This is a genomic window from Pseudomonas sp. LBUM920 (genome assembly GCF_003852315.1).
Lineage (GTDB): Bacteria > Pseudomonadota > Gammaproteobacteria > Pseudomonadales > Pseudomonadaceae > Aquipseudomonas.
In genome coordinates this window covers 1426216-1445641 of sequence record NZ_CP027762.1, presented here as the reverse complement: position 1 = coordinate 1445641, position 19426 = coordinate 1426216, and the positions used below count along the sequence as shown (strand labels likewise).

The window sequence follows — 19426 nt, the reverse complement described above, 5'->3', positions numbered from 1 at the left end:
CGCTTATACGAGTCTTGAACACCATGCTTGTGCCCTCTCCCTGGCGCGCCGACTTTCCGGCCATCGCCACCCTGCAACGGCAAGACCAGACCTACCTGGACAACGCCGCCACCACGCAAAAACCCCAGGCCCTGTTGGATGCCATCAGCCATTACTATGCCAATGGCGCAGCCAATGTGCACCGAGCCCAACATTTGCCGGGCGCCCATGCGACCCAGGCGTTTGAAGACAGTCGCAGCAAGGTCGCGCAGTGGCTTAACGCAGGTGACAGCGGGCAAATCATCTTTACCCACGGCGCAACCTCTGCGCTGAACCTCCTGGCCTATGGCCTTGAGCACTTATTCAATGCGGGCGATGAAATTGTTATCAGCGCCCTCGAACACCACGCCAACCTGCTGCCCTGGCAGCAACTGGCCAAACGTCGCGCGCTCACGCTGGTGGTGTTGCCACTGGGTGACGACGGCGTGATTGACCTGCACGCTGCCGCCGGATTGATCGGCCCGCGCACGCGCGTGTTGGCGGTGAGCCAGCTTTCCAATGTACTTGGCACCTGGCAGCCCTTGGACGCCTTGCTGGCGATGGGGCGGGCACACGGCGCGCTGACCGTGGTCGATGGTGCCCAGGGCATCGTGCATGGCCGCCATGAAGTGCAGGCGCTGGGGTGCGACTTCTACGTGTTTTCCAGCCACAAACTGTATGGCCCGGACGGCGTCGGCGTGCTGTTTGGCCGCCACGAAGCCCTGCATCACTTGCGCCACTGGCAGTTCGGCGGCGAGATGGTGCAACAGGCGGACTACCACAGCGCCAGTTTCCGCCCTGCCCCGCTGGGTTTTGAAGCCGGTACGCCACCGATCGCCAGCGTGATCGGCCTGGGTGCCAGCCTGGATTACCTGAGCTCGCTGGACCCGCACGCCGTGGTCTCGCATGAAGCGGCGCTGCACGACTACCTGCTGCGCGGCCTCCAGGCACGCAATGGCATCCGCGTGTTGGGATCGCCTCACGTAGCTTTGGCCTGCTTTGTGGTGGAAGGCATACACAACGCCGACCTCGCCCACCTGCTGACCGAACAGGGCATCGCCGTGCGCGCCGGCCACCATTGCGCGATGCCGTTGCTCAAGGCAATGCACTTGTCGGGGGCGATCCGCGTGTCCCTGGCGCTGTACAACGACTCCGATGACCTGGAGCGCTTCTTTGAAGCGCTCGACCAGGCGCTGGATATGTTGCGATGAGCTTGCCGGCCGAAGCCGCCGCAGCCCTGCACGCCTTTCAGGCGGTCGGCAGTTGGGAGCAGCGCGCGCGGATGCTGATGCAATGGGGCGAGCGCCTGCCAGTCTTGGCGGATGCGGACAAAGTCGACGCCAACCTGGTGCAGGGCTGCGAAAGCCTGGTGTGGTTGGTGGGGCGCATTGAGAATGGCCATTGGCAGTTCGCCGCCAGCAGCGATGCGCGCATGATTCGTGGGTTGGTGGCGTTGCTGCTGGCGCGGGTCAATGGCTTATCTGCGGCGCAGTTGCAGGCCGTTGACCTGCCCGACTGGTTTGCCCAGCTTGGCCTGTCACGGCAGTTGTCGCCGTCGCGCAGTAACGGCCTCAACGCAGTCCTGCTACGCATGCGAGACCTGAGCCTTACACAAAACTGAATGTGGGAGCGGGCTTGCTCGCGAAGGCGGTGGTTCAGTCATTGATGGATTGACTGACACTCTGCCTTCGCGAGCAAGCCCGCTCCCATATTTCGGTCTATGTTCGGCTGTAGGATTTAGCTGGCTTTAACCCGCTCCGAAGGCCTGCGCACCCCTGCCACAATTTTGTCCACCGCCTTGGTGGCCGCGACCATGCCAAAGGTCGCCGTCACCATCATCACCGCGCCAAACCCGCCCGCGCAGTCCAGCTTCACCCCATCCCCAACAAAACTTTTTTGCAGACAAATGCTGCCGTCCGGCTTGGGATAGCGCAGCTGCTCGGTAGAAAACACGCACGGCACGCTGTAATGGCGGGTCACGGTGCGGGAGAAACCGTAATCGCGGCGCAACGTGGAGCGCACCTTCGAGGCCAGTGGGTCATTAAAGGTGCGGTTCAGGTCGCACACCTGGATCAGCGTCGGGTCGATCTGCCCGCCGGCGCCGCCGGTGGTGATGATCTGGATCTTGCGGCGCTTGCACCAGGCAATCAGCGCTGCCTTGGCGTTGACGGCGTCGATGCAGTCGATCACGCAATCGATAGTCGGCGTGATGTACTCGGCCATGGTGTCGCGGGTCACGAAGTCCGCCACCGCATGCACGGTGCAATCGGGGTTGATAGCGCGCAGGCGCTCGGCCATGACTTCGACCTTGGGCTTGCCCACGGTGCTGTCCAGCGCGTGCAACTGGCGGTTGCTGTTGCTGACGCAGACGTCGTCCAGGTCAAACAGCGAAATCTCGCCCACCCCGCAACGGGCCATGGCTTCCGCCGCCCACGAGCCTACGCCGCCGACGCCGACGATCGCCACATGGGCCGCTTTCAAGCGTTCCAGGCCTTCAATGCCATACAAGCGGGCGACGCCTGCAAACCGCGGATCTTCTGTGCTCATGACCATTACCCCAAAAACCGGCGCGCATTATGGACTACGCAGCGACAAGTTCGAAGCTTCCAGCTACAAGTAAAGAACTTAGGTGAACATTCGCGGACTAACGTCCGGCTTTTCTCTGTCTGCTGTACGCTCGGGGAAAGGCCAGTGTAGGATGCGCGCCGTTCGGCGTAAGCCGACACCTCTTTTCGTTCCACACCCTTTGGAACCCGAGATAGCCATGTCATCGCGTAAATTTGGACTCAACCTAGTGGTGGTGCTGGCAATTGCCGCGCTGTTCACCGGTTTCTGGGCGCTGATCAACCGCCCGGTCACCACACCCAACTGGCCTGAACAGATCTCCGGGTTCTCCTACTCGCCGTTCCAGCAAGGCCAGTTCCCGCAGAAAGACCAGTACCCAAGCGACGAAGAAATGCGTCGTGACCTCGAGATCATGAGCAAGCTGACGGACAACATCCGTACCTACTCGGTCGACGGCACCCTGGGCGACATCCCCAAGCTGGCAGAAGAGTTCGGCCTGCGCGTGACGCTGGGCATCTGGATCAGCCCGGACCTTGCGCGTAACGAACGCGAGATCCAGCGGGCCATCGAACTGGCCAACAGCTCACGCAGCGTCGTGCGCGTGGTGGTCGGTAACGAAGCGTTGTTCCGTGAAGAAATCACCCCGGAGGCGCTGATTGCGCTGCTCGACCGCGTGCGCGCCGCCGTGAAAGTGCCGGTAACGACGTCCGAGCAATGGCACATTTGGGAAAAGAACCCGCAACTGGCCAAGCACGTCGACCTGATCGCCGCGCACATCCTGCCGTTCTGGGAATTTATTCCGATGGACAAGGCCGGCCAATACGTACTCGACCGCGCCCGGGATCTGAAGAAACTGTTCCCGAAAAAGCCGCTGCTGCTGTCGGAGGTTGGCTGGCCGAGTAACGGCCGTATGCGTGGGGGCAATGAAACCTCGCCCGCCGACCAGGCGATTTACCTGCGTACGCTGGTCAACAAGCTCAACCGCCAGGGCTACAACTACTTCGTGATCGAGGCGTTCGATCAGCCGTGGAAAGTCAGCGACGAAGGCTCGGCCGGCGCCTATTGGGGCGTGTACAACGCCGCGCGCCAGCAGAAATTCAACTTTGAAGGCCCGGTGGTCGCGATCCCGCAATGGCGCGTGCTGGCCATCGGCTCGGTAGTGCTTGCGCTGCTGTCGCTGACCTTGCTGATGATCGACGGCTCGGCCCTGCGCCAGCGTGGCCGTACGTTCCTGACCTTTATCGCGTTCCTGTGCGGCTCGGTCCTGGTGTGGATCGGCTACGACTACAGCCAGCAATACAGCACCTGGTTCAGCGTGACCGTGGGGATCTTGTTGGCACTGGGCGCCCTCGGGGTGTTTATCGTGTTGCTGACCGAAGCCCACGAACTGGCGGAAGCGGTGTGGACGCACAAGCGCCGGCGTGAATTCCTGCCGGTGGAAGGCGATTCGGACTACCGCCCGAAAGTGTCGATTCATGTGCCGTGCTACAACGAGCCGCCGGAGATGGTCAAACAGACCCTCGACGCCCTCGCCGCCCTCGATTACCCGGACTATGAAGTCCTGATCATCGACAACAACACCAAGGACCCGGCTGTATGGGAACCGGTGCGCGACTACTGCGAAACCCTCGGGCCGCGCTTCAAGTTCTTCCACGTCTCGCCCCTGGCCGGTTTCAAGGGCGGCGCGCTGAACTACCTGATCCCGCACACCGCCAAGGACGCCGAAGTGATCGCGGTGATCGACTCGGACTACTGCGTGTCGCCGAACTGGCTCAAGCACATGGTGCCGCACTTCGCCGACCCGAAAATCGCCGTGGTGCAGTCGCCGCAGGATTACCGCGACCAGAACGAAAGCACCTTCAAGAAGCTTTGCTACGCGGAATACAAAGGCTTCTTCCATATCGGCATGGTCACCCGTAACGACCGCGACGCGATCATCCAGCACGGCACCATGACCATGACCCGTCGCTCGGTGCTCGAAGAACTCGGCTGGGCTGACTGGTGCATCTGCGAAGACGCCGAACTGGGCCTGCGCGTATTCGAGAAAGGCCTGTCGGCGGCGTATTACCACGACAGCTACGGCAAAGGCTTGATGCCCGATACCTTTATCGACTTCAAGAAGCAGCGTTTCCGCTGGGCCTACGGCGCGATCCAGATCATCAAGCGCCACACCGCCAGCCTGCTGCGCGGCAAGGGCACCGAGCTGACCCGTGGCCAGCGCTACCACTTCCTCGCAGGCTGGTTGCCGTGGGTGGCGGACGGCATGAACATCTTCTTCACCGTGGGCGCCTTGTTGTGGTCGGCGGCGATGATCATCGTGCCAACGCGGGTTGATCCGCCGCTGCTGATTTTCGCGATTCCGCCGTTGGCGCTGTTCGTGTTCAAAGTGGGCAAGATCATTTTCCTCTACCGCCGTGCGGTGGGTGTGAACTTGAAAGATGCGTTCTGCGCGGCGCTGGCCGGCCTGGCGTTGTCGCACACCATCGCCAAGGCGGTGTTGTACGGCTTCTTCACCACCAGTATTCCGTTCTTTCGTACCCCGAAAAACGCGGATAACCACGGCTTCTGGGTAGCGATTTCCGAAGCTCGCGAAGAAATGTTCATCATGTTGCTGTTGTGGGGCGCGGCGCTGGGGATCTACCTGGTGCAGGGCCTGCCGAGCAATGACATACGCTTCTGGGTGGTGATGCTGCTGGTACAGTCGCTGCCGTATGTGGCGGCGCTGATCATGGCGTTCCTCTCGTCGCTGCCAAAACCTGCGCCGAAGGTTGAGCCGGCAACGGCTGAGTAAAAACTTGCGCAATGCACTAAACGGCGGCCCTTGGCCGCCGTTTTGCTATAAGATAACGGCCGTTTTGTGAGACTTGGCCACGCCCTGCTTTCTGTGGGAGCTGGCTTGCCTGCTATGCACACGCCGCGGTCTGTCAGGTACACCGCGGCGAAGCTATCGCAGGCAAGCCAGCTCCCACATTAGATTTGCGCCGATTCAGGTTGTGTATTCCACATTCGTCCTGCGCCCATAACACGCTTTCGGAGTTCCCCCATGACGGCCCATGCCGACCTTTCGCCGACCCTTCAACTCGCTATCGACCTGATCCGTCGCCCCTCCGTGACGCCGATCGACGCCGATTGCCAGAAGCTGATGATGCAGCGCCTGGGCGACGCCGGCTTTGCGCTGGAGCCGATGCGTATCGAAGATGTGGACAACTTCTGGGCCACCCACGGCAAGCACGACGGCCCGGTGCTGTGCTTTGCCGGCCACACCGACGTGGTACCGACCGGCCCGGTGGGCGCCTGGCAGAATGACCCGTTCGACGCGCTGATCGACGAAAACGGCATGCTCTGCGGCCGTGGCGCGGCAGACATGAAAGGCAGCCTGGCCGCCATGCTGGTGGCCTCCGAGCGTTTCGTCAGCGACTACCCGGACCACAAAGGCTCGGTCGCCTTCCTGATCACCAGCGATGAAGAAGGCCCGGCGCACCACGGCACCAAAGCCGTGATCGAACGCCTGGCAGCACGCAAGGAGCGCTTGGACTGGTGCATCGTCGGCGAACCGTCGAGCACCACGCTGGTGGGCGATGTGGTCAAAAACGGCCGTCGTGGCTCCCTCGGCGCCACCCTGACCGTGCGCGGCGTGCAAGGCCACGTGGCGTACCCTCACCTGGCGAAGAACCCGATCCACCTCGCCGCCCCAGCCTTGGCCGAATTGGCCGCCGAGCACTGGGACGACGGCAACGCCTTCTTCCCGCCGACCAGCTTCCAGATTTCCAACCTCAACTCCGGCACCGGCGCCACCAACGTGATCCCCGGTGACCTGACGGCGGTGTTCAACTTCCGCTTCTCCACCGAGTCCACCGTCGAGGGCCTGCAACAGCGCGTTGCGGCGATTCTCGACAAGCATGGCCTGGACTGGCACGTGGAGTGGGCGCTGTCGGGCCTGCCGTTCCTCACCGAGCCCGGCGCGTTGCTGGATGCGGTGTCGGCCAGCATCAAGGCGATCACCGGTCGCGAAACCAAAGCCTCCACCAGCGGCGGCACCTCCGATGGGCGTTTCATTGCCACCCTTGGCACTCAGGTCGTGGAACTGGGCCCGGTCAACGCGACAATCCACCAGGTCAACGAGCGTATTCTGGCCAGCGACCTCGATGTGCTGACCGAAATCTATTACCAGACCCTGATCAAGTTGCTCGCCTGATGCTCGCCTGCCCCATTTGCAGCGCACCGCTCAACGCGGTGGACAATGGCGTGGCGTGCCCGGCCGGGCACCGTTTCGACCGCGCGCGCCAGGGTTACCTGAACCTGTTGCCGGTGCAGCACAAAAACAGCCGCGACCCGGGCGATAACCTCGCCATGGTCGAGGCACGCCGCGACTTCCTCAACGCCGGGCATTACGCGCCGGTGGCCAAGCGCCTGGCTGAACTGGCCGCGGAACGTGCGCCGCAGCGTTGGGTGGACATCGGTTGTGGCGAGGGTTACTACACCGCGCAAATCGCCGAGGCCCTGCCCCATGCTGACGGCTACGCGCTGGACATTTCCAAGGAAGCGGTCAAACGTGCGTGCAAGCGCAACCCGGCGCTGACCTGGTTGATTGCCAGCATGGCGCGCGTGCCGCTGGCCTCGGGCAGTTGCCAATTTCTCGCCAGCGTTTTCAGCCCATTGGATTGGCAGGAGGCCAAGCGTCTGCTCAGCCCTGGCGGCGGTCTGATGAAAGTCGGCCCGACGGCCGGCCACCTGATGGAACTGCGCGAACGCCTGTACGACGAAGTGCGCGAGTACACCGACGACAAACATCTGGCCCTGGTGCCGGATGGCATGAGCCTGGCGCACAGCGAAACCCTGGAATTCACCTTGAGCCTGGCCGAGCCAAACGACCGCGCCCACCTGCTGGCGATGACGCCGCACGGCTGGCGCGCGAGTGCCGAGCGCCGCGCCGAGGTGATCGAGGCCGCCGAGCCGCTGCAGGTCACGGTGTCGATGCGCTACGATTATTTCGTGCTTCAATAACCGACTTTTAAGCATCCGCGAATGGATTTTCGAATCCCGCAACGAGGAACATCCATGCGCCAACCTGATATCGAGATTTACCTGAAGGACGCCGACGTCGACCACAAAGCCATCGCCGCCTGGCTGGGCGCCGCGCTGGGCCCGTGCACCGACTGGGTTCAGAAGGGCCAGACCTACAAGTGCAAGGCCGGCAATGTGCCAGTCACCTGGCTGCCAAAAGCGGTAGGCAAATGGAACAGTCTGTACCTGGAAAGTGACCAGACCCCGTGGGAAGACGACATCGCCTGCGCCCGCGCTGCGTTTGCTGCGCTGAACGTCGAAGTACGTTGCGCACCGGGCACGTGGGTTGAGGAAGAAGGTGAGGAAAGTGCCGACACCTGGATTCGTATCAGCGCAGACGGTGAAGAGCAGATCACCTGGAAAACGGCCTGAACTGAAGCTGCAAACCCAATCAATGTGGGAGCTGGCTTGCCTGCGATGGCATCACGGTGGTCTGTCTGATAGACCGAGGTGTCCGCATCGCAGGCAAGCCAGCTCCCACAGTTGATTGGGTTATCAAGGCAGGAGGTGGTCTGCCTTACAACCCCACCACATCCTCCGCCTGCAACCCCTTCTCGCCGGTCACCACGGCGTATTCCACCTGCTGGCCCTCGGCCAGTGAGCGGTGGCCGTCACCGCGAATGGCGCGGTAGTGCACAAACACATCCTTGCCGTCCTCGCGTTGAATAAAGCCATAGCCCTTTGCATCGTTGAACCACTTCACATTGCCGGTTTCGCGCGTTGCCATCAGTTTTGCTCCCACATGCTTTTTATTGTTGAGTCAGTCGCATTGAACTGCCGAGTATAAGACAGGCTCAAAAACGTTCAACTCAAGTTTACATCGCTGCTTTTTTGCCGATTTTCGGCGAATACGGCACACTACCCGCCCGAGCGCCTGCTCGGTTTTTTCCACTTGAAGCAGCACGCCTATGACCCGCTCTCCGTTCCGCCGTCTGGTGTTTGGCACCTTGCGCCGACTGTTGTACCTCTGGGTTCGCTCGGAGACGATCAACCAGTCGTCCCTAACCCTTAACCTCGACCGCAGCCGGCCGGTGTTTTACGTCCTGCAATCGCCCTCCCTCACCGAATTGGCCGTGGTCGATACCGAGTGCACCAAGGCCGGCTTGCCGCGCCCGGTGCTGCCGGTCTCGGTAGGCCCGCAGATCGAACCCGCCGCGTTCTTCTACCTCACGCCCGAACCGGATTGGCTCGGCCGTCAGGACAAGCGCGGCGCACCGCCGACCCTGACCCGGCTGGTCAACACCCTGACCGAACACGCCGAAGAGAATGCACAAATCATTCCGGTCAGCGTGTTCTGGGGCCAATCGCCCGAGAGCGAGTCCAGCCCGTGGAAACTGCTGTTTGCCGACAGCTGGGCCGTCACCGGGCGCCTGCGCCGTTTGCTGAGCATCCTGATCCTGGGTCGCAAGACCCGCGTGCAATTCTCCGCGCCTATCAACCTGCGTGAATTGATCGAGCACAATAAAGGTCACGAACGCACCGTGCGCATGGCCCAGCGCATCCTGCGGGTGCACTTCCGTAACCTGAAGACCGCCGTGATCGGCCCCGACCTGTCGCACCGGCGCAACCTGGTCAAAGGCCTGGTGAACATGCCGTTGGTGCGCCAAGCCATCAGCGAAGAGGCCGAACGCGAGAAAATCTCCCCGGAAAAAGCCAAGGCCCAAGCCTTGCGCTACGGCAACGAGATCGCTTCGGACTACACCTACACCGCGATTCGCTTCCTGGAAGTGGTGCTCAGCTGGTTCTGGAACAAGATCTACGACGGCATCAAGGTCAACAACATCGAAGGTGTGCAAAAGGTTGCCCAGGGTTACGAGGTGATCTACGTACCGTGTCACCGCAGCCATATCGACTACTTGCTGCTGTCCTACCTGCTGTTCAAAAACGGCCTGACCCCGCCGCACATCGCCGCCGGTATCAACCTGAACATGCCGGTGATCGGCAGCCTGCTGCGCCGTGGCGGTGCGTTTTTCATGCGCCGCACCTTCAAGGGCAACCCGCTGTACACCTCGGTGTTCAACGAATACCTGCACACCTTGTTCACCAAGGGCTTTCCGGTGGAGTACTTCGTCGAAGGCGGACGCTCGCGCACCGGGCGCATGCTGCAACCGAAGACCGGGATGCTGGCGATTACCCTGCGCAGCTTTTTGCGCTCCTCACGCATGCCGATCGTCTTCGTGCCGGTGTACATCGGCTATGAACGCGTGCTGGAAGGCCGCACCTACCTCGGCGAGCTGCGCGGCGCGAGCAAGAAAAAAGAGTCGATCTTCGATATTTTCAAGGTGGTCGGCGCGCTCAAGCAGCGCTTTGGCCAAGTCGCGGTCAACTTTGGCGAGCCGATCAAGCTGGCCGAGTTCCTCGACGCCGAGCAACCCGACTGGCGCGCCCAGGAGCTGGGCCCGAACTACAAGCCGGCGTGGCTCAACGAAACCACCAACCGCCTTGGCGAGCAGGTGGCCCGCCACTTGAACGAGGCCGCCGCGGTCAACCCGGTGAACCTGGTGGCCTTGGCGTTGCTTTCCACCACCCGCCTGGCCCTGGATGAACAGGCCATGGCGCGCCAATTGGACCTGTACCTGGCGCTGCTGCGCCGCGTGCCCTACTCACCGCACACCACCTTGCCGGAAGGCGATGGCCTGGCGCTGATCAAGCACGTCAAGGACATGGACCTGCTGTCGGAGCAAAGCGACGCCCTGGGTAAGATTTTGTACCTGGACGAGCAAAATGCCGTCCTGATGACCTACTACCGCAACAACGTGCTGCACATCTTCGCCCTGCCGGCGTTGCTGGCGAGTTTCTTCCAGAGCAGCTCGCGCATGAGCCGCGAACAAATCCTGCGCTACACCCGTGCGCTGTACCCGTACCTGCAATCGGAGCTGTTTATCCGCTGGTCGCTGGATGAGCTGGACGCGGTGGTCGACCACTGGCTGGAGGCGTTTGTCGAACAAGGCCTACTGCGCTTCGAGAATGAGGTGTACCTGCGCCCGGCACCGAGCTCGCGGCATTTTGTGCTGCTGACGCTGCTGTCCAAGAGCATTGCCCAGACCTTGCAACGCTTCTACATGGCGATCTCGCTGCTGCTCAACAGCGGCCAGAACACCATCAGCGCCGAAGAACTGGAAGACCTGTGCACGATCATGGCTCAGCGCCTGTCGATCCTGCATGGCCTAAATGCCCCGGAGTTCTTCGACAAGAGCCTTTTCCGACATTTTATCCAGACGTTGCTGGAGCAAGATGTGCTGCGTCGCGATGAGGCCGGCAAGTTGAGTTATCACGACCTGCTCGGTGAGTTGGCCGAAGGTGCAGCCAAACGCGTGCTGCCCGCCGATATTCGTTTGTCGATCCGCCAAGTGGCGTTGCACCGCGTCGATGGCGCAGCCGAAACGCCGACCGAACCCGAGCCGGTAAACGCTGAAGAAAGCCGCTAGAGTGAACGAGGCGTCGGGCGGTTTCCGGCGCCGTTGAAAAGGAGCTGTACCATGAAAAAGATCATCCTCCTGGGGCTGACTGCCCTGCTCGGAGCCTGCCAATCCATGACCCCCAAGGCCAGCCTCGACGGCGAAGTGTTCTACCTGCAACGTATCGCGCTGCCGCCCGCCGCCACCTTGAGCGTCAGCCTGCAGGACGTGTCCTTGATGGACGCTCCGGCCGTGACCCTCGCCGAGCAGAAAGGCCCGGTCAAAGGCCAGGTGCCGCTGCCGTTTCACCTGAGCTACGACCCGGCCCAGATCAAGCCGGGGAACACGTACTCGGTCAGCGCTCGCATCGAGCTGGATGGCAAGCTACTGTTTATCACCACCGAGCGGCACGCCGTGCAACTCAACGGCCAAGACCCACAGCCCCTGCGTCTGCGGGTTGATGCGGTCGCACACTGATTATTCCCAGCTTAAAAAAGGAAGCGCCCATGCTCCGTAATTCTCTTCGCCTCACTGCCCTGTGCGCCGGCCTGCTGCTTGGCGCCAACGCCATGGCGGTGTCACTTGGCAGCCTGTCCCAGGGCGACGCCAGCGGCGGCCTCAAGGATGCACTGACCCAAGGTGCACAGATCGCCGTGAAACAACTGGGCGCACCCGGTGGCTTCAGCAACAACCCGCAAGTGAAAATCGGCCTGCCCGGCAAACTCGGTAAAGTCGCCGACAAGCTGAAAATGTTCGGCATGGGTGATCAGGTCACGCAGCTCGAAACCAGCATGAACCAAGCGGCAGAAACCGCCGTGACCCAGGCTCAGCCGATCCTGGTCAATGCGGTGAAGAACATGAGCGTGACCGACGCCAAGGGCATCCTCACCGGTGGCCAGGACTCGGCCACTCAATACCTGAACAAAAGCAGCCGCGAAGAGATTCGTGCCAAGTTCCTGCCGATCGTCAAGGCCGCCACCGACAAGGTCGGCGTCGCCCAGCAATACAACGCCCTGGCCGGCAAGGCCGCAGCATTCGGCGCGGTTGATGCCAAAAGTGCCAACGTCGAAAGCTACGTGACCGAACAGGCGCTGGACGGCCTGTTCAAGATGATCGCGCAGCAGGAAGAAACCATCCGCAAGAACCCCGCCGCGGCTGCCACCAGCCTGGCGAAGAAGGTATTCGGCGCGCTGTAACCGCTCGCAGTAAACCTTCGACACCTGCGCCAAGGCCGCTGTTCACGGGCCTTGGCGCCGTTGTTTCAGCCCTGGATAACCGCCTGCGCCAACCGCCCAAGCATGAGCGTGGCAAAACAACAAATCGCCACGGATGCCGCGCGGTTGATCTTCAGTGGCGTGAGCCACGTCTTCTGAACCCCTTCAAAGCGGCTGCCCAGCACGATCCAGGCAGACCCCACCGGCACCACCACCAATGCCAGCGTGGCCATGAACCCGGCATAGCCTTGCAACGATGCAAATGCGCTGATCGGGGCGATGAACGAAACGATCAACAGGCCTTTGGGATTCATCACAGTGAGCCAGAAAAAATACAGGCCAGAGAAGCGGTCACGGATCGAATCGATGGCGCTGTGTTTGCGTTGCCACAGCTTGAATGAGACATACAGCAGGTAGCAGCCCGCCGCCAGTTGCGTGGTTTTCAACGCCCACGGCGAATGCGCCGCCAGATACAGCCACGCCACGCCCCACACCGAGACCTGCAACAGGTACGCCATGCACTCGACCAGCGCCAGCGTCCACGACGCCCGGTACCCGAACAACACCCCGGCACGAAACAACAGGGTGTTGGTCGGGCCAGGGGCAAGCAGCAACAACATTAAGGCTGAAACAGTGGCCAGCATGATTACGCGACGTCCTTCCTCACTCGGAACCACGCAGCATACAGGGCCGGCAGGAACAACAGGGTCAACGCCGTCGCCACAATCAACCCGCCCATGATCGCCACGGCCATCGGCCCGAAGAACACGCTGCGTGACAGTGGAATCATGGCCAACACCGCCGCGAGCGCCGTCAGCACAATCGGGCGGAAGCGTCGCACGGTCGCTTCAATGATCGCTTGCCAGGGTATCAGGCCAGCCTTGATGTCTTGCTCGATCTGATCAACCAGGATCACCGAGTTGCGCATGATCATGCCCGACAAGGCGATGGTCCCGAGCATGGCGACAAACCCGAACGGCTGGCGGAACACCAGCAGAAACAAGGTCACGCCGATAAGGCCCAGCGGTGCCGTCAGAAACACCATCGCAGTGCGTGAGAAGCTGCGCAGTTGCAGCATCAGCAAGGTCAGGACCACCACGATAAACAGCGGTACCCCGGCCTTGACCGAATTCTGGCCACGCGCGGAGTCTTCAACCGTGCCGCCAACCTCCAGCAAGTAACCTTCCGGCAGTTCGGCGCGCACACCTTCAAGGGTCGGCAGGATCTGCTGGACCAGGGTCGCCGGTTGTTCCTTGCCATAGATGTCGGCGCGCACAGTCACCGTCGGCAGGCGGTTACGGTGCCAGATAATGCCCTCTTCGAAGCCATATTCGAGGGTGGCTATCTGCGACAGCGCAACGCTTTTGCCGTTGTCGGTCGGCACGGCCAGGCTTGGCAACAACGCCAACTCGGTGCGCTCGTGCACGGTGCCGCGCAGGAGGATTTCGATCAACTCGTTGTCCTCGCGGTACTGGCTGACGCTTGCACCGGTCAGCGAACTCTGCAGGAATTTCGACACGTTGGCGGTGCTCACACCAAGGGCGCGGGCGCGGTCCTGATCGATATTGAGGTAGACGATTTTGCTCGGCTCTTCCCAGTCCAGGTGCACATTGACCACGTGGGTATTTTCACGAACCTTGGCCGCTACTTTGCGGGCCAGGGCACGGACCTCTTCGATGTGTTCGCCAGTCACGCGAAACTGCACCGGGTAACCCACCGGCGGACCGTTCTCCAGGCGTGTGACCCGCGAACGCAGTTCGGGGAATTGCTCGTCGAGGGTTTCGATCAGCCAGGTGCGCAGGCTTTCACGCTCTTCGATGGTCTTGGCCAGCACCACAAATTGCGCGAAGCTCGCGGCCGGCAATTGCTGGTCCAGCGGCAGGTAGAAGCGCGGCGAACCGGTGCCGACATAGGCCACATAGTTGTCGATGCCAGCGTGTTCCTTGAGCAGCGCCTCCAGGCGTTTGACCTGCTCGGCGGTGTTGCTCAGGGAAGCCCCTTCAGCCAGCTTGAGATCGACCATCAGCTCCAGGCGGCCGGAGGCCGGGAAGAACTGTTGCGGCACAAAGCGGAACAGCGCGACCGAGCCGATAAACAACAGCAACGTCAGCACGATCACGGTTTTACGCCGACGCACACACCATTCAACCAAACGTCGTACACGCTGATAGAACGGTGTGCCGTAGGGATCGGGCCCATCGGTGCCGTGCTTGGCAGCATGAATTTTCGCCAGATCCGGCAGGAGTTTTTCCCCCAGGTACGGCACAAACACCACGGCGGCCACCCATGAGGCCAGCAGTGCGATGGTCACGACCTGGAAAATCGAGCGGGTGTATTCACCGGTGCTCGATTGCGCGGTGGCAATCGGCAGAAACCCTGCAGCGGTGATCAACGTACCGGTGAGCATCGGGAACGCAGTGCTGGTCCAGGCGAAGCTCGCGGCCTTGAGCCGGTCGTAGCCCTGCTCCATTTTGATCGCCATCATTTCCACGGCGATGATCGCGTCGTCGACCAGCAGGCCCAGGGCCAGGACCAATGCGCCGAGGGAAATCTTGTGCAAGCCGATGCCCAGGTAATACATGGTGGCGAATGTCATAGCCAACACCAGCGGAATCGCCAGGGCCACCACCATGCCGGTGCGCACACCGAGGGAGAAGAAGCTCACCAGCAACACGATCGCCAGTGCTTCGGCGAGTACCTGGACGAATTCGCCGACGCTGGTTTTCACCGCGGCCGGTTGGTCCGACACCTTGCGCAGCTCCATGCCTGCCGGAAGGTTCTTCTGCAGGCGTGCGAATTCACCTTCGAGGGCCTTGCCCAATACCAGAATGTCGCCGCCGTCACGCATGGCCACGGCCAGCCCGATGGCGTCCGCGCCCATGTAGCGCATGCGCGGTGCCGGTGGGTCGTTGAAACCCCGGTGGATACCGGCCACGTCGCCAATGCGAAAGGTACGGTCACCGACGCGAATCGGGAAATTGCGGATTTCCTCCACCGTCTTGAAGTTGCCGGACACACGCAACTGCACACGCTCGGTCGGGGTTTCGAAGAAGCCGGCGGTAGAGACGGCGTTCTGCTCCTGCAACGCCTGCTGCACGGCGGCCAATGGCAGGCCGAGGGTGGCGAGCTTGAGGTTGGATAATTCAATCCAGATTTTTTCGTCCTGCAGGCCGAGCAGTTCGACCTTGCCCACATCCGGCACACGTTGCAGTTGAATCTGGATGCGGTCGGCGTAGTCCTTGAGCACGGCGTAGTCGAAACCGTCACCGGTCAACGCGTAGATATTGCCGAAGGTGGTGCCGAATTCATCGTTGAAAAACGGCCCCTGAATATCCGGCGGCAAGGTCTGGCGAATGTCGCTGATCTTTTTGCGCACCTGGTACCACAAGTCCGGAATCTGCGCCGAGTGCATTGCGTCGCGCGCTATAAAAGTGACTTGGGATTCACCGGGGCGCGAGAAAGAAACGATGCGCTCATAGTCGCCGGTCTCCATGAGCTTTTTCTCGATACGCTCGGTGACTTGGCGCGAGACTTCCTGGGCCGTGGCTCCAGGCCAGTTGGTCTTGATCACCATGGCCTTGAAGGTAAACGGCGGGTCCTCGCTTTGCCCCAGCTTGGTGTAGGACAGCGTACCGACGACCGCCAGCAGGATCATCAGGAACAGTACGATCTGGCGATTACGCAACGCCCATTCGGAAAGATTGAAACCCATCGGGGACTACTCCTTGTTGGCCGCCAGATTCACCGCGCGGTTGGAGCGATCCACCGGGCGCACCTGCTGGCCCTCATGGAGCACATGCACGCCGGCCGCAATCACCCAGTCGGTGGGGGCCAGGCCTTCCAGTACCGGCACGGTTTTTTCACCAAAGGCGCCGATCCGCACCGGCGTGCGCTTGACCGTGTTGTCTGGTTGCACCAACCAGACGTAGGACGCGCCATTCTCTGCACTCAGCGCTGACAGCGGCACCGCCAGCGCAATCACGCCGTCAGCCTGTATGAATACGCGGGCGCTCTGGCCCAGTTCGGCCGGGACTTTGCCGCCGGTGAAGGCAACGCGGGCGGCAAAGGTGCGCGATTTTGGATCGGCAGCGGGCGACAGTTCACGGATACGCCCGGCAAAACGTTGGTCGGGCTGGCTCCACAACTCAACCGACACCGGCTGGCCGATCTTGAACCGGCCGAAACCTTGCTCCGGCAGGCTGATCAGCACTTCGCGCTCGCCATCGGCGGCCAGCGTGAAGACGGTTTGGCCGGCAGACACCACTTGGCCAACTTCCACCGCGCGCTTGGCGACCACACCGTCCTGGGGGGCGCGCAGCACGGCGTAACCGGCCTGATTGCTGGACACGTCGAACTCGGCCTTGATCTGCTTGAGGCGTGCTTCACCGGATCTGTAGAGGTTTTCGGAATTGTCGTACTGAGAACGGCTGACCATCTGACGGTCCATCAGGGTCTTGTAGCGATCTCGCTCGGCGCGCACCAGGCTCAGGTTGGCTTCGGCGGCGGCCACTTGGGCGCGCGTGGCTTCCAGTTGCAGGCGTACGTCCTGCGGATCGAGTTCGGCCAGCGGTTGGTTGGCCTTGACCCGCTCGCCCTCCTCCACCAGGCGCTTACTGACTTTGCCGCCAATGCGAAAGGCCAGGTCCGGTTCATAACGGGCACGTACCTCGCCTGGAAAGCTGTCCATCGCCTGCGCCGAGGGCTGCGGTTGCACCACCATGGCTGGACGGGGGGCGGTTTGGGCCGCTTCTTCATGGCCGCAGGCGGCCAACAGGAAGATCAGGCTGACAGGCAACGCAAGGGGCAGGAAAGTGCTGCGCATGCTGAAGGACCTTTCGCAAATGGAGCTTGGAATAATTATACTGGCCGGTATGTTATTAATACCAAACTCACCAGTCCAGTATTAAAGGTGAAAATGTCCGACAATCCTGTAAACACCAATAGCCCCGGGCGTCCCAAGGACATGGCAAAACGCCAGGCAATCCTCGACGCGGCGAAAAATCTGTTTTTGAGCAATGGCTACGCCAGCACCAGCATGGATGCCGTGGCAATGGAGGCCGGCGTGTCGAAACTGACGGTCTACAGCCACTTCACCGACAAAGAGACGCTGTTCACCGCCGCCGTCGTGGCCAAATGCGAAGAGCAGCTGCCGGTGATGTATTTCGAGCTGCCCGCCGGCATGCCGGTGGACACCGTGCTGCTGAACATCGCACGGGGCTTTCATCGGCTGATCAACAGCGAGGAGTCGGTGAACCTGCATCGCCTGATGATGACCACCGGCAATCAGGACGTGAAACTGTCACAGATCTTCTTTGAAGCCGGGCCCATGCGCATGCTGCAGGGCATGGAGCGCCTGCTCAGCCGCATCCACCAGAGCGGCGCCCTGAGCATCGACAAACCGTTTACGGCGGCCGAGCACTTCTTTTGCCTGCTCAAGGGCACGGCGAATTTCTGCTTGCTGTATGGCTGCGGCGAGCAACTGAGCGAAGAAGCCGCCGAGGCGCATGTGCAGGAGGTAGTGGGGTTGTTTATGCGGGCTTATCGGCCCTGAGCCTTGCAGCGCCTTGAAAGACCTTTTCGCGAGCAAGCCCGCTCCCACCTTGGAATGCATGCCAAATGTGGGAGCGGGCTGGCTCGCGAAGAGGCCCGGCAAACCAATGAAAATTTAGGGCTTGAGCGCTTTCTTGGGATAAATGTCATACCGGCTCGACTTGCCATCCAGCGCATGGCTAGGCTTTGGCCCTTCAATACACGGCGCCTTGCGGGGACGCTTGACCACCACGCGGTGACTGGCCAATGCCAACGCCGCGGCGAGTAAAGCCGGCGCGTCCGGATCATCGCCCACCAACGGCCGGAACAGGCGCATTTCCTTCTTTACCAGCGCGGTTTTCTCACGGTGAGGGAACATCGGGTCCAAGTAGATCACCTGCGGCGGCTCACCTTCCCAATTGCGCATCACGTCGATGGAGTTGCCCTTGAGCAACTTCATGCGCGCCATAATCGGCGCCACTTCAAAGTCATCCGCGCCACGGGCCAGGCCGTCTTCGAGCAAGGCGCCGATCAGCGGCTGGCGCTCGATCAGGCTCATCTCGCAACCCAGGCTGGCCAGCACGAACGCGTCCTTGCCCAGCCCCGCCGTGGCATCCAGCACGCGTGGGCGCACGCCTTGAGCGATGCCCACAGCCTTGGCGATCATCTGCCCGCTGCCACCGCCGTAGAGACGCCGGTGCGCCGCGCCACCTTCGACAAAATCCACGCGCACCGGCCCCGGCGCATCAGGCCCGAGCTGTTGCAGTTGCAAGCCGTGCTCGCCCACTTGCAGGGCAAAATCCGCCTCCTCCAGCTGCACAGGCAGGCCGAGCTGCGACGCCCACTGCTCGGCACGCGCCTGAAAACCTTCGGCCAAAGCCTCGACCCGAATGCGGCTGGCCGCTGGTTGTTCGCTCATCAATCGCTACGCTCAAAAATATTAAGGATCGGCAAACAGCGGCCGATAAAAACAACAGTCAGGTATTTTGCCAGAGCTGAGCGTCGACCGAGAAAAATGTCAGACATTCTTCCCCTAACCATCGGTGTACTGCCGACCCACAACCACTACGGCCTGCGCAATACTCAAGCGCTGGCCGGGGTGAGTCATGTGTGGCAGGACTTCTTCGCCCGGGCGCTGGCCGAGCAGCTCGGCGACACGCCGGACGCGCGCGCCGCCAAGGCATCGGCTCCCAGAGACCCGGCGGTAGAACCCAGCGAAGGCGCCGACCTGCTGTCGCAGATCCTCACCCAGCGTGAATGCGAGGTGAAAGACACCGAGATCGCCCCGCCAGAACCGCTGTTCCTGCCGATCGCCGAATTCGAAACCGAGTTGCTGCCGCCACCCGCTACGCCGTTCCCGGCGCAAGAAATCGTTGCCCAACAGCGCCAGCAGAACTTCGAAAGTGGTTGGGTACGCCCGCTCGTGCTGAGTGCCGGCCAGCCGCTGCCTGAGCCTGGCCCGGCGCCGGAACCTCAACCGCTGCACCTGCCCATCGCCGAGCTCGAACTAGACTTGCTGCCGCCGCCCGCCGCGCCTTATCCAATGGAAGAGCTGGTGGCGCAACAGAAAGCGCTCGACTTTGACTCCCACTGGGCACGCCCATTGATCCTCAACAACCTGCGCCTGGCCGCCTGACG

17 protein-coding genes are annotated in these 19426 nt (G+C 61.7%); 11 read left to right on the top strand and 6 right to left on the bottom strand.

Annotated elements, in window-relative coordinates:
• Positions 1–23 precede the first annotated feature (23 nt).
• Positions 24–1229, top strand: a complete 1206-nt coding sequence (locus C4J83_RS06530) for an aminotransferase class V-fold PLP-dependent enzyme (RefSeq protein ID WP_124416611.1) — start codon at positions 24–26, stop codon at positions 1227–1229.
• Positions 1226–1639, top strand: a complete 414-nt coding sequence (locus C4J83_RS06525) for a SufE family protein (RefSeq protein WP_124416610.1) — start codon at positions 1226–1228, stop codon at positions 1637–1639. Before C4J83_RS06530 ends, C4J83_RS06525 begins: the two co-directional genes overlap by 4 nt.
• Positions 1640–1755: 116 nt before the next feature.
• On the opposite strand, the gene tcdA is transcribed toward C4J83_RS06525, so the two are convergent.
• Positions 1756–2565: a tRNA cyclic N6-threonylcarbamoyladenosine(37) synthase TcdA gene (gene tcdA, locus C4J83_RS06520; RefSeq protein ID WP_372239289.1), complete on the bottom strand. Its 810-nt coding sequence runs from the start codon at positions 2563–2565 to the stop codon at positions 1756–1758.
• A 217-nt stretch (positions 2566–2782) separates the two neighbouring features.
• Between tcdA and C4J83_RS06515 the strand changes: the two genes are divergently transcribed.
• The 4 genes from C4J83_RS06515 to C4J83_RS06500 all read left to right on the top strand — a co-directional run bounded on the left by C4J83_RS06515 (position 2783) and on the right by C4J83_RS06500 (position 8019).
• Complete coding sequence (locus tag C4J83_RS06515; protein ID WP_119738737.1) at positions 2783–5374, top strand: glycosyltransferase; 2592 nt, start codon at positions 2783–2785, stop codon at positions 5372–5374.
• 252 nt (positions 5375–5626) lie between these two features.
• The gene (dapE, locus tag C4J83_RS06510; RefSeq protein WP_106577179.1) at positions 5627–6778 is read left to right on the top strand and encodes a succinyl-diaminopimelate desuccinylase; all 1152 of its coding nucleotides are present in this window, start codon (positions 5627–5629) and stop codon (positions 6776–6778) included.
• Complete coding sequence (locus C4J83_RS06505) at positions 6778–7587, top strand: putative RNA methyltransferase (protein WP_124416609.1); 810 nt, start codon at positions 6778–6780, stop codon at positions 7585–7587. Before dapE ends, C4J83_RS06505 begins: the two co-directional genes overlap by 1 nt.
• A gap of 54 nt (positions 7588–7641) precedes the next feature.
• A complete protein-coding gene (locus C4J83_RS06500; RefSeq protein ID WP_106577181.1) occupies positions 7642–8019 on the top strand; it encodes a hypothetical protein in 378 nt (125 codons plus the stop codon).
• Positions 8020–8164: 145 nt separating this feature from the next.
• On the opposite strand, the gene C4J83_RS06495 is transcribed toward C4J83_RS06500, so the two are convergent.
• Entirely contained in the window at positions 8165–8374 is a 210-nt protein-coding gene (locus C4J83_RS06495) for a cold-shock protein (protein ID WP_032891681.1), read from the bottom strand.
• A 181-nt stretch (positions 8375–8555) separates the two neighbouring features.
• Between C4J83_RS06495 and plsB the strand changes: the two genes are divergently transcribed.
• From plsB to C4J83_RS06480, 3 genes are read left to right on the top strand one after another with little or no spacing between them, the layout of a single operon-like run.
• Positions 8556–11075 carry a glycerol-3-phosphate 1-O-acyltransferase PlsB gene (gene plsB / locus C4J83_RS06490; protein ID WP_106577182.1) on the top strand — a complete coding sequence of 840 codons (2520 nt, stop codon included), beginning with the start codon at positions 8556–8558 and terminating at the stop codon, positions 11073–11075.
• 51 nt (positions 11076–11126) lie between these two features.
• Positions 11127–11522 (top strand): YbaY family lipoprotein, encoded by a 396-nt coding sequence (locus tag C4J83_RS06485; protein WP_124416608.1) that lies wholly within the window; start codon positions 11127–11129, stop codon positions 11520–11522.
• A gap of 29 nt (positions 11523–11551) precedes the next feature.
• On the top strand, positions 11552–12241 hold the full coding sequence (locus tag C4J83_RS06480; RefSeq protein ID WP_124416607.1) for a DUF4197 domain-containing protein: 690 nt from the start codon (positions 11552–11554) through the stop codon (positions 12239–12241).
• A 65-nt stretch (positions 12242–12306) separates the two neighbouring features.
• On the opposite strand, the gene C4J83_RS06475 is transcribed toward C4J83_RS06480, so the two are convergent.
• The 3 genes from C4J83_RS06475 to C4J83_RS06465 are packed head-to-tail and all read right to left on the bottom strand — an operon-like array spanning position 12307 to position 17081.
• Positions 12307–12903 carry a LysE family translocator gene (locus C4J83_RS06475; RefSeq protein ID WP_124416606.1) on the bottom strand — a complete coding sequence of 199 codons (597 nt, stop codon included), beginning with the start codon at positions 12901–12903 and terminating at the stop codon, positions 12307–12309.
• A gap of 2 nt (positions 12904–12905) precedes the next feature.
• Positions 12906–15971 carry an efflux RND transporter permease subunit gene (locus C4J83_RS06470; protein WP_124416605.1) on the bottom strand — a complete coding sequence of 1022 codons (3066 nt, stop codon included), beginning with the start codon at positions 15969–15971 and terminating at the stop codon, positions 12906–12908.
• 6 nt (positions 15972–15977) lie between these two features.
• Complete coding sequence (locus tag C4J83_RS06465) at positions 15978–17081, bottom strand: efflux RND transporter periplasmic adaptor subunit (protein WP_124416604.1); 1104 nt, start codon at positions 17079–17081, stop codon at positions 15978–15980.
• Positions 17082–17174: 93 nt separating this feature from the next.
• Between C4J83_RS06465 and C4J83_RS06460 the strand changes: the two genes are divergently transcribed.
• Positions 17175–17810: a TetR/AcrR family transcriptional regulator gene (locus C4J83_RS06460; protein ID WP_124416603.1), complete on the top strand. Its 636-nt coding sequence runs from the start codon at positions 17175–17177 to the stop codon at positions 17808–17810.
• A 114-nt stretch (positions 17811–17924) separates the two neighbouring features.
• On the opposite strand, the gene C4J83_RS06455 is transcribed toward C4J83_RS06460, so the two are convergent.
• Positions 17925–18707, bottom strand: a complete 783-nt coding sequence (locus tag C4J83_RS06455) for a class I SAM-dependent methyltransferase (protein ID WP_119738720.1) — start codon at positions 18705–18707, stop codon at positions 17925–17927.
• 96 nt (positions 18708–18803) lie between these two features.
• On the opposite strand from C4J83_RS06455, the gene C4J83_RS06450 reads away from it, so the two are divergent.
• A complete protein-coding gene (locus C4J83_RS06450) occupies positions 18804–19424 on the top strand; it encodes an energy transducer TonB (protein WP_124416602.1) in 621 nt (206 codons plus the stop codon).
• Positions 19425–19426: the final 2 nt, after the last annotated feature.